The sequence below is a fragment of the Streptomyces hokutonensis genome (assembly GCF_042751305.1).
GTDB lineage: Bacteria > Actinomycetota > Actinomycetes > Streptomycetales > Streptomycetaceae > Streptomyces > Streptomyces hokutonensis_A.
Map to the genome: position 1 here is coordinate 46927 of NZ_JBHYWD010000005.1, position 10879 is coordinate 57805.

General features: G+C 69.7%; 8 protein-coding genes and 1 tRNA gene. 1 reads left to right on the top strand and 8 read right to left on the bottom strand.

Translation table 11 applies throughout. The features are described from left to right. Nucleotides 1-111 precede the first annotated feature (111 nt). The 7 genes from rho to ACFXC1_RS15105 all read right to left on the bottom strand — a co-directional run bounded on the left by rho (nt 112) and on the right by ACFXC1_RS15105 (nt 9674). Complete coding sequence (gene rho, locus ACFXC1_RS15075) at nt 112-2148, bottom strand: transcription termination factor Rho (protein WP_381242777.1); 2037 nt, start codon at nt 2146-2148, stop codon at nt 112-114. Nucleotides 2149-2550: 402 nt separating this feature from the next. Further along, the gene (gene thrB / locus ACFXC1_RS15080; RefSeq protein WP_362981936.1) at nt 2551-3492 is read right to left on the bottom strand and encodes a homoserine kinase; all 942 of its coding nucleotides are present in this window, start codon (nt 3490-3492) and stop codon (nt 2551-2553) included. A gap of 257 nt (nt 3493-3749) precedes the next feature. Next, nucleotides 3750-4808, bottom strand: coding sequence for a threonine synthase (thrC, locus tag ACFXC1_RS15085; RefSeq protein ID WP_200679749.1), 1059 nt, complete (start codon nt 4806-4808; stop codon nt 3750-3752). 6 nt (nt 4809-4814) lie between these two features. Then, nucleotides 4815-6107, bottom strand: coding sequence for a homoserine dehydrogenase (locus tag ACFXC1_RS15090; RefSeq protein WP_381242780.1), 1293 nt, complete (start codon nt 6105-6107; stop codon nt 4815-4817). 152 nt (nt 6108-6259) lie between these two features. Beyond that, entirely contained in the window at nt 6260-7657 is a 1398-nt protein-coding gene (gene lysA, locus ACFXC1_RS15095; protein ID WP_381242782.1) for a diaminopimelate decarboxylase, read from the bottom strand. Between the two features lie 68 nt (nt 7658-7725). Beyond that, on the bottom strand, nt 7726-8934 hold the full coding sequence (nrtL, locus tag ACFXC1_RS15100) for an ArgS-related anticodon-binding protein NrtL (RefSeq protein WP_381242784.1): 1209 nt from the start codon (nt 8932-8934) through the stop codon (nt 7726-7728). A gap of 134 nt (nt 8935-9068) precedes the next feature. Then, a complete protein-coding gene (locus tag ACFXC1_RS15105) occupies nt 9069-9674 on the bottom strand; it encodes a response regulator (RefSeq protein WP_381242786.1) in 606 nt (201 codons plus the stop codon). A 59-nt stretch (nt 9675-9733) separates the two neighbouring features. On the opposite strand from ACFXC1_RS15105, the gene ACFXC1_RS15110 reads away from it, so the two are divergent. After that, nucleotides 9734-9805 (top strand) — tRNA-Arg (locus tag ACFXC1_RS15110). A gap of 248 nt (nt 9806-10053) precedes the next feature. Here ACFXC1_RS15110 and ACFXC1_RS15115 read toward each other — a convergent pair. Further along, nucleotides 10054-10641, bottom strand: coding sequence for a hypothetical protein (locus ACFXC1_RS15115; protein WP_381242787.1), 588 nt, complete (start codon nt 10639-10641; stop codon nt 10054-10056). Nucleotides 10642-10879: the final 238 nt, after the last annotated feature.

The following is a 10879-nucleotide window of genomic DNA, read 5'->3' on the forward strand; positions in this document are numbered from 1 at the left end:
TGTGTTGTGGTGCTTGTCTTGGGTTGTGTTTGTGTGTGCCCGTGGTCACCACCCCGCCGCCCCCCCCCCCCCCCCCCCCGGGGCGCCCCCCTCCGACAAAGCTGACTTGCCTCAGTCGCCGTTGCCGGGAGTCGGGGTCGTCTTCTGGATCTGGAGCAGGAACTCCGCGTTCGACTTCGTCTGCTTCATCTTGTCCAGGAGCAGCTCGATCGCCTGCTGCTGGTCGAGCGCGTGCAGCACCCGGCGCAGCTTCCACGTGATCGCCAGCTCGTCGCTGCCGAGCAGGATCTCTTCCTTACGGGTACCGGACGCGTCGACGTCCACCGCCGGGAAGATGCGCTTGTCGGCGAGCTTGCGGTCGAGCTTCAGCTCGGCGTTGCCCGTGCCCTTGAACTCCTCGAAGATGACCTCGTCCATGCGCGAGCCGGTGTCGACGAGCGCGGTGGCGAGGATGGTCAGCGAGCCGCCGTCCTCGATGTTGCGCGCGGCACCGAAGAAGCGCTTGGGCGGGTACAGCGCCGTGGAGTCGACACCACCGGAGAGGATGCGGCCGGAGGCGGGCGCGGCGAGGTTGTAGGCACGGCCCAGACGCGTGATGGAGTCGAGCAGCACGACGACGTCGTGGCCCAGCTCCACGAGCCGCTTGGCGCGCTCGATGGCGAGCTCGGCGACCGTGGTGTGGTCCTCGGCCGGGCGGTCGAAGGTCGAGGAGATGACCTCGCCCTTCACCGACCGCTGCATGTCGGTGACCTCTTCCGGACGCTCGTCGACCAGGACGACCATCAGGTGGCACTCGGGGTTGTTGTGCGTGATCGCGTTGGCGATCGCCTGCATGATCATGGTCTTGCCGGTCTTCGGCGGGGCCACGATCAGACCGCGCTGGCCCTTGCCGATCGGCGCGACGAGGTCGATGATGCGGGTCGTCAGCACACCCGGGTCGGTCTCCAGGCGGAGGCGGTCCTGCGGGTACAGCGGCGTCAGCTTGTTGAACTCCGGCCGCCCGCGGCCGTGTTCGGGCGCCATGCCGTTGACCGAGTCGAGGCGCACGAGCGCGTTGAACTTCTCGCGGCGCTCGCCCTCCTTCGGCTGACGGACCGCGCCGGTGACGTGGTCGCCCTTGCGCAGGCCGTTCTTGCGGACCTGGGCGAGGGAGACGTACACGTCGTTCGGACCCGGCAGGTAGCCCGACGTACGGATGAAGGCGTAGTTGTCGAGGATGTCGAGGATGCCCGCGACGGGGATCAGGACATCGTCGTCCGCGACCTGCGGCTCGCCGGCGCCGCCGGCGAACTCGTCACGGCCGCGACGGCCACGGCGGTCGCGGTAACGGCCGCGACGGCCACGGCGTCCGCCGTCGAAGTCGTCGTCGTCCTGCGGGCCGTTGTCGCGCGGCTGCCGGTCCTGACGGTCCTGGCGGCCACCGCTCTGCTGCTGGCCCTGCTGCTGGCGGTCCTGGCGGCCGCCGCCCTGCTGACGGTCCTGCTGCTGGCCGCCGCCCTGCTGCTCGTCGCCCTTGCGGCGGTCGCCGCGGTCACGGTCCTGACGGCCACCGCGGTCACGGTCGCGGCGGTCCCGGCGGCCCTGACGGCCGTCGTCACCGGCGTCGCCCCGGACCTCGCCCTGCGCGGCGGCGGGCGTCTCGGCCCGCGGCTCGCTCTTGACCTCGGCGGTGATCGTCTCGGGGCTGCCGGCCTCGGCGGTCGCGCGGCGACGGCGGCGCTCCACCGGAGCGTCATCGCTGGCAGGCTGGCCGGGGATCTCGATCTGCTGCTGGGCCACGGCCTTCTCGGCGGCGACCTTCTCGGCCTTCTGCTCGGCCGGGGCGACCGTCTCGTCGCCCGTACGGGTCTTGGAGGTGGCGCGGCGCTTGGGCTTGGTCTCGGTGGCGGTCTCGGCCTTGGCCGGAGCACCCCCTCCCGCCTGCGCCTCCTTGAGGACCTCGATCAGCTGGCTCTTGCGCATGCGCGCGGTGCCCCTGATGCCGAGGCCGGATGCGACCTGCTGCAGCTCGGCCAGCACCATGCCGTCGAGGCCGGTACCGCGGCGCCGCCGGGAGCCGGCACCGGTGGCAGGCGCGGAGGCGTCCGTGGCGGGCGCGGCAGCGGTCTCCTCGACACGTGCGCCCATCAGATCGGTGGTGTCGCTCACGAAGGGTCCTTCCCTGGAGCGGACGTCGGCCTGTCTGGCTCGGCGACCGGTTGTGCTGTCCGGCTTCGGTTCTTGCTGTGTGAACCGTGCCGGGGCGGTGGTCCGCCTAAGCGGCGGAAGAGATTTCTGGTGACGGCGCTTCCCAAAGCAGTGACACCGAGTGGCTGTGTCACGTTGCTTGGTCGCACCAATTCCGGAGCTTTCCCGGCTTCCGGAGCGTGCCCGGCGAACCACTCAGTGCCCGGACGGAACAGAGTGTGGTTTGGGAGGCTCCCGGAAGAATGTCTGTCCCTGACGGGGACAACAAGCACCTCGCCATGGTGGGGTCGGGTGCAGACTTGAGATTAACACTACCGGATCCAACAAACATTCCCCCTCTCGAAATCCGGCGACGGTACGTAGTCAATTGCTGCTCGGGGCGCTGCTCGGGGCCGCGAGCGGAAGGACGCACGCGCCTTGTTCGTCGAGGTCGAGCCGGTTGGCGGCCCAGCCCTCGCCGGCGAGATGGGCGACCTTGTCGGCGTTGTCGGCGTCGACGAGTGCCAACACGGTGGGCCCGGCACCGGAGATGACGGCCGGCACCCCGTCCGCGCGCAGCCTCTCCACGAGCGCCGCGCTCTCGGGCATGGCGGGTGCCCGGTACTCCTGGTGCAGGCGGTCCTCGGTGGCGGGCAGCAGCAGCTCGGGGCGGCGGGTGAGGGCCTCGACGAGCAGGGCGGCGCGGCCCGCGTTGGCGGCCGCGTCGACGTGCGGGACGTTGCGCGGGAGCAGGCCGCGCGCCGTTTCGGTGAGGACCGGCTTCCCGGGCACGAAAACCACCGGAACGATGGAATCGGCGGGATCCATCCTGATCGCCCGCGCGGCACCGGCGTCCATCCAGGAGAGCGTGAAGCCGCCCAGCAGACAGGCCGCCACGTTGTCGGGGTGGCCCTCGATCTCGGTCGCGAGCTCCAGCAGGGCCGTGTCGTCGAGCTTGGAGTCCCCGCCTATGGTCACGGCTCGCGCGGCGACGATGCCCGCGCAGATGGCGGCGGAGGAGGAGCCCAGGCCGCGGCCGTGCGGAATGCGGTTGGCGCAGACGATCTCCAGGCCGCGCGGCTGTCCGCCGAGCAGGTCGAAGGCGGTGCGCAGGGACCTTACGAGGAGGTGGTTCTCGTCGCGCGGGAGGGTCTCGCTGCCCTCGCCCGCGATGTCGATGAGCAGCCCGGAGTCGGCGACACGGACGACGACGTCGTCGTAGAGCCCCAGCGAGAGGCCGAAGGCGTCGAAGCCCGGGCCGAGGTTGGCGCTGGTGGCGGGGACGCGCACCCGGACGGCGGCGGCGCGGAAGGCTGGACCGGCCATCGCTCGATGACTCTCCTTGAGCTGCGTGATTGTCGAAGACATTCGATGAAGTTCGATGACATCCGATAGGTACGTGGAGACCCTCGGGCCGTGGAGACGGCGCGGTGCCGAGCCATGCGCGCAGGCATATGCGGCGGGCGGGTTCGGTACAGCCTATCGAAGGAAGGTTCTGTGGCGACATAGGGCGCACAGGAGGCGCACGATGCGTGTCGTAAGCCCCCTGTGCACCCCCCGTGGCGAATACCCGCCAGGCGGCTTTACGCCAGGCCGAGCCGCTCGGCGGCCGTCGGCGCGTCGACCGGGATCGTGACGGGCTGCGGGGCGCCCGCGACGGCCCAGTCCGGGTCCTTGAGGCCGTTTCCGGTCACCGTGCAGACGATGGTCTGGCCCGGGTCGACCTTGCCCTGCTCTGCCGCCTTCAGCAGACCGGCGACCGAAGCGGCGGACGCGGGCTCGACGAAAACACCCTCCTGTGCGGCCAACAGCCGGTAAGCGCGCAGGATTTCACGGTCCGTCACCTCGTCGATGAACCCGCCGGACTCGTCCCGCGCGGCGAGCGCGTACTGCCAGGAGGCCGGGTTGCCGATGCGGATCGCGGTGGCGATGGTCGAGGGGTCCTTGACGATCTCGCCGCGCACGATGGGCGCGGAACCGGACGCCTGGAACCCCCACATGCGGGGCGTCTTGGCGGCGATGCCGTCTCCGGCGTACTCCTTGTAGCCCTTCCAGTACGCGGTGATGTTGCCCGCGTTGCCCACCGGCAGGACGTGGATGTCGGGCGCGTCGCCGAGCATGTCGACGATCTCGAAGGCGGCCGTCTTCTGGCCCTCGATGCGCACCGGGTTGACCGAATTCACCAGCGCCACAGGGTAGTTGTCGCTCAGCTCGCGCGCGAGGGTGAGGCAGTCGTCGAAGTTCCCGTCGACCTGGAGGATCTTCGCGCCGTGCACGAGGGCCTGGCCCATCTTGCCGAGCGCGATCTTGCCGCGCGGCACGAGGACGGCGCAGACCATCCCGGCGCGCACCGCGTAGGCGGCGGCGGACGCGGAGGTGTTGCCGGTGGAGGCGCAGATGACGGCCTGCGCGCCCTCCTCCTTGGCCCGCGTGATGGCCATGGTCATTCCGCGGTCCTTGAAGGACCCGGTGGGGTTGGCGCCCTCCACCTTGAGGTGGACCTCGCAGCCGGTGCGCTCGGAGAGCACCTGCGCGGGCACGAGGGGCGTGCCGCCCTCGCGGAGGGAGACGACCGGCGTGCTGTCGGACACCGGGAGCCGGTCCCGGTACTCCTCGATGATTCCGCGCCACTGGTGGGTCATTGCTGGTTACTCTCCTTCAACCCGCATGATGCTGGCGACACCCCGCACGGTGTCGAGCTTGCGCAACGCCTCGACGGTCCCGCCCAGGGCGGCGTCGGACGCGCGGTGCGTGACGACGACGAGAGAGGCCTCGCCGTCCTTCCCCTGCTGCCGAACCGTATCGATCGAGACACCGTGCTCGGCGAACACGGTGGCGACCTGTGCGAGAACACCCGGTTTGTCGGCGACGTCGAGGCTGATGTGGTACCGCGTGACGACCTCGCCCATGCCCGACACGGGCAGTCCGGCGTACGCCGACTCCCCGGGCCCGGTGGTCGAGTTGAGCCGGTTGCGGCACACGGCGACGAGGTCGCCCATCACGGCGGAGGCGGTGGGGGCGCCGCCCGCTCCGGGGCCGTAGAACATCAGCTGCCCGGAGGCGTCGGACTCGACGAACACGGCGTTGTAGGCGCCGCGGACGGAGGCGAGCGGGTGGCTGAGCGGGATCATGGCGGGATGCACGCGCGCGGTGACGCTGCCACCGTCCTCGGCCCGCTCGCAGATGGCGAGCAGCTTGATGGTGCAGCCCATGTTCTTCGCGGAGGCGAAGTCGGAGGCGGTGACCTCGGTCATGCCCTCGCGGTAGACGTCGTCGAGACGCACGCGCGTGTGGAAGGCGATTCCGGCGAGGATGGCGGCCTTGGCGGCGGCGTCGAAGCCCTCGACGTCGGCGGTGGGGTCGGCCTCGGCGTACCCGAGGGCGGTGGCCTCGTCGAGGGCCTCCTGGTATCCGGCGCCGGTGCTGTCCATCTTGTCGAGGATGAAGTTGGTCGTCCCGTTGACGATCCCGAGCACGCGGTTGACCTTGTCCCCGGCGAGGGACTCGCGCAGCGGCCGGATCAGCGGAATCGCGCCGGCGACGGCGGCCTCGTAGTACAGATCCTTGCCCTGCCGCTCGGCGGCGGCGTGCAGGGCGGCGCCGTCCTGGGCGAGCAGCGCCTTGTTGGCGGAGACGACGGAGGCACCGTGTTCGAAGGCGGTGGTGATGAGGGAACGGGCGGGCTCGATGCCCCCGATGACCTCGACGACGACGTCGATGTCCCCGCGTTTCACCAGAGCCGTCGCGTCGGTGGTGACGAGGGCGGGGTCGATGCCCTCGCGGACCTTGGACGGCCGCCGGACCGCCACGCCCGCGAGCTCGACCGGTGCGCCGATGCGGGCGGCGAGGTCGTCGGCGTGCGTCGTCATGATGCGCGCCACCTCTGAGCCGACCACTCCACAGCCCAGCAGCGCCACCTTCAGCGGACGCGTACGCATCATCCGACCTCGTTTCCTCATACCGTCATCGGTTGGACCAGTCTCACTCACCGGACGGGACTTTCTATCCATAGTCCGGATCGTGAGACATCGATTTCATTTTCACGGGGGTGAAAGACGGGAGATCTTCCACCCCTCTTTCTGTGGCTTCCGCCTCAGCCGACGTCGAGCCGGAGCAGGTCCTCCTCGGTCTCCCGGCGGACGATGACCCGCGACTCGCCGTCCTTCACGGCGACGACCGGCGGCCGCAGCACATGGTTGTAATTGCTGGCCATGGAACGGCAGTACGCGCCCGTCGCCGGTACGGCGATCAGGTCACCGGGAGCCAGGTCCCCCGGCAGGAACGCGTCCTTCACCACGATGTCCCCGCTCTCGCAGTGCTTGCCGACGACACGGGCGAGCATCGGCTCGGCGTCGGAGCGGCGGGACACGAGAGCGACGCTGTACTCGGCGTCGTAGAGCGCCGTCCGGATGTTGTCGGACATGCCGCCGTCGACCGACACATAGGTCCGCAGCCCGTCGAGGGGCTTGATGGTGCCCACCTCGTAGAGGGTGAACGCGGTCGGCCCGACGATGGCGCGCCCCGGCTCGACGGAGATACGAGGAGTCCGCAGCTTGGCCGAATCGCACTCACGGGTGACGATCTCGGTGAGCGCCTTGGCGATCTCGTGCGGCTCGCGGGGATCGTCGTCGCTGGTGTACGCGATCCCGAGCCCGCCCCCGAGGTCGATCTCGGGCAGCTCGACGCCGTGCTCGTCGCGAATGTCCTTCAGCAGCCCGACGACGCGGTGCGCGGCGACCTCGAACCCGGACATGTCGAAGATCTGCGACCCGATGTGACTGTGAATCCCGATGAGTTCGAGCCCGTCGAGCTGGAGCGCGCGGCGCACGGCTTCGGCGGCCTGTCCACCCGCGAGCGGAATCCCGAACTTCTGGTCCTCGTGAGCGGTGGCGATGAATTCGTGCGTGTGCGCCTCGACCCCGACGGTGATACGGATCTGCACACGCTGCCGCCTGCCGAGGGACTGCGCGATGTGGGCGACACGGACGATCTCCTGGAAGGAGTCGAGGACGATGCGGCCGACGCCGGCGTCGACGGCCCGGTGGATCTCGTCCGTGGACTTGTTGTTGCCGTGGAAGGCGATGCGGTCGGCGGGCATGCCGGCGGAGAGGGCGGTGGCGAGCTCGCCCCCCGAACACACATCAAGATTGAGCCCCTCCTCGTGCAGCCACCGCACGACGGCACGGGACAGGAACGCCTTGCCGGCGTAGAAGACGTCGGCGTCGTGCCCGAAGGCGGTACGCCAGGCACGGGCACGCTGCCGGAAGTCGTCCTCGTCGAGAACGTACGCCGGAGTGCCGTGCCGCTCCGCGAGGGTCTTCACGTCGATACCGCCGACGGTGACGACACCGTTCGCGTCGTCGTCGCGGGTGACGGTCTGTGCCCACACCTTGGGGTCGAGTTCGTTGAGATCGGCGGCGGGACCGGAGTAGTGCCCCTCGGGCAGGACATCGGCGTGACGGGGACCGGCGGGATGTGCGGAACGGCTCATGTCGTGTTCTCTTCTGTCTCTTCCTGGCGCCGGGATCGAGTGAGTGGTGTCTTCGTCGGTCTCTGCGCTCAGAGGTGTTCGGGTGCGTCGATGCCGAGCAGGGAGAGGCCACCGGCCAGCACCGCCCCGGCGGCTTCGGCGAGCGCGAGCCGGGCACGGTGGGCGGCCAAGGGTTTCTCGTCCCCGAGCGGCAGTACCGCGGGAAGGAGAACGAGGGTCGCGTCGGCTACGGCGACCAGGTGACGGGCGAGCAGGTCCGGGGCGCGGTGGGTGGCCGCGCGGGCGAGGACCCGGGGGTGGTCGGCGAGGAGGGGGGTTACCTCTTCCACGTCGCCCTGTGCGTCTTGCGTGTCTCGTACGTCGCCGGGTTGGGCAGTGAATCCGAGGTCGGCGGCGTTGCGGCTGACGGCCCGGGTGCGGGCGTAGGCGTAACGGACCCGGAAGAGGGGATTCGCCTCGCGCTGCACGAGGTGACCGGCGGTGACACGGGGCCGGTCGTGGGCGGCGGGATGAAGGAGTGCCCAGCGGGCGGCGTCGCGGCCGAGGGTGAGGAGGGGGGCGAGGTCGGGGGTGGGGACGGGGGCGGGGCGTACGACTTCGCCGGGTGGAGCCGACGGTTCCTGGGGGCGGCTGTACGCGTCGGCATCGGCGACACCGAGAACGGTCGCCCAGGCGGGCTCGGGTGGCCCGGTCTCACAGCTGGTGCGGACGTCGGCACCCTGTGAGCGCAGAAGGCGGGCGACGACGTCCATGACGACGAGGGCGCGGGGCTCGCGGGGGGCGTGGAGTCGTACGGGGTGAGCGGTTGGGGTGTTCGGGGTGTCGTCGCCGATGGCGGGGGCGTCGCTGGTGGGGCCGTCGCTGGTGGGGCCGTCGCTGGTGGGGCCGTCGCTGGTTGGGCCGTCGCTGGTTGGGCCGTCGCTGGTTGGGCTGTCGACGAACCCGTACCGCGGTCCGCGCCGCAGGATCTCCGCGACGAGCGAGGTGGACGCCGTACTCCCCAGACTGATGTTGAGGAAACCGGGCCCGGTGATCTCGACACCGCTGACGCCCCGCGTGCCGGCCAGATGCGGCAGCAGCAGTTCGGCGACGCGACGGGGGGTCTCTCCGGCGGGCCGGGCGAGCTGAAGGGCGATGTTGGTGGCGTAGTCCCCGCACCCGCCGGCCCCCGGCACGGTCACCGAGGCCCGCTCGGGCACAACCACACTCAGCTCCCCGTCCTCGACAGCACGACGCACCGCGCGCAGCACGGTACGGGAGAGCTCGACGGGGGTCACGGGACAAGCGTAGGGGAGGAGGGGGGTGGGTAGGCCAGCCGATTCACCCGGGGGTCCGGGATGTGGACGCCGGGGTGGAGACGGGTCGAGGCGGGGTCGAGGTGTCTGCGCCGGGCGTCTGGAACCCCGGTACGTCAGCCGCCGGTACGGCCACCCCGTCCGGCTCGCTCGGCCCGCTCGGCCTCGCCCGCGCCGAAGGGACCGCCGACGGACAGCCCACCAGCCGCGTCACGCCGCCCGCGCTCGATCAACTGCCGTACGAGCGCGATGAGTTCGGAAGGTTCGAAGGGCTTGGCGAGAAACGCGTCGACGCCGACGTCGAGTCCGCTCTCGACCTCGTGCTGAGTGCAGGCGCTGACGATCGCGAGGGGCAGATCACGGGTACGGGGGTCGCTGCGCAGCCGAGCGGCGGTACGCAGTCCGTCCAGCCGGGGCATGACGACGTCGAGGGTGACCACATCGGGCCGTACCTGATGAATGACGTCCAGACACTCGGCACCATCGGCCGCGGTCACGACCTCGAGACCCTCCAGCTCGAGATTGACCCTGATCAACTGCCGGATGACCTTGTTGTCGTCCACAACAAGCACCCGACCCGACGCGCCTGGCACAACTCGAGAGTAGGTCCGGACCGGCCACCGCGTCCGGGTTTTCCCCACTTCCACCCCCTGCGAGGGACCCGGGACACCTCCCGGACCACCTCTCCCCCGACCTCTCTGACCACCGGGAAACCCGTTCATGAACACCGGTATGGAGCTGGTAGGGTTCTACCCGTCGCCGCGAACACCGCGACGGACACGCCCCCGTAGCTCAGGGGATAGAGCAACGGCCTCCGGAGCCGTGTGCGCAGGTTCGAATCCTGCCGGGGGCACCTTGTATTTGGTGCCTAAAGACCCCGCCATCAGCGCACTAGCTGAAGACGGGGTCTTCGCGTATGCGCAGGCGGATGCCGCTGAAAGCAGCCGTTTGTCAGTGATCACGTAATGACGACGTAATGATCTTGGCGGCCCTTCTGGCAGGTCAACGGCCGTCCGTCGTCCCTTTGAACGTAGCTTTCCGACACACCTCCGACACGACGAAAGCCCCGGATCGCTCCGGGGCTCTCCCTCGCCTCGCCGTTCAGAAGCGATTGCGCAAGGTGGCTACCCAGTAGCCGTGGCGGACCATCTCCTCTTCATCAGCCCCACCAACGACGAATCTGAGCGATGCCCCTTCAGTGATCGAGTCGAAGAGTGCGTCTGAACGCTCAACGACGCGGTCTCCGAACCGGTCTGGCAGGGAATCACCATCCCGCAACTGCGCCCGCGGCCGACCAGGCTTAGGAATGATTGCGGCGTACCGGCCGTCGTCAGTCTCGACGAACTCCGTCCATGGGTAATACGTGGTGGAGTCGACTCCCCCCTGCTGGTGGAAAACGATGGCTCGAAGGCGGTCATCCCGCCCCCAGGCTGCGCGGCGAGCCCAAGCGACTCTCACGCGCTGCTTCCCTTGCTCGCCCACCGCCTCGTACCAGCGCGTCCGATGGAAGCTCTCGACGCCGCTGCCCGGCCACCGGTAGGTCCATTCCTCAGTCTCGCCCTGAGCAGCGACCGAGACCGGATCAGTCGCCGGCGCATGCCGCCGCGCGCCGTCACCACCGTCGGCATGAGCGTCGATGATCTGATCGACAGCCCTGTGAAGCTCCATCCTGATCGCTTCGAGATCCACTCTCGCCCCTTCCCTCCCCCACCACTTCACGGCGTGGCTTAATTCGCTACTTCACTTCGCAAGTAGACAACGACACTTTCCAAGTATCGCTCTTCACTTGTCAAGTGAAGAGCGATACCTGACGGTAAAGAGCAAGGCGTGGGGGGGGGGGGGGCGCCGACGGCCCCCCCCGCCACCGGCGATGCGAAGGCGGGAGAGGGGAGGGGGGGGGCGAGACCCCCCCCCCCCCGCACACTAT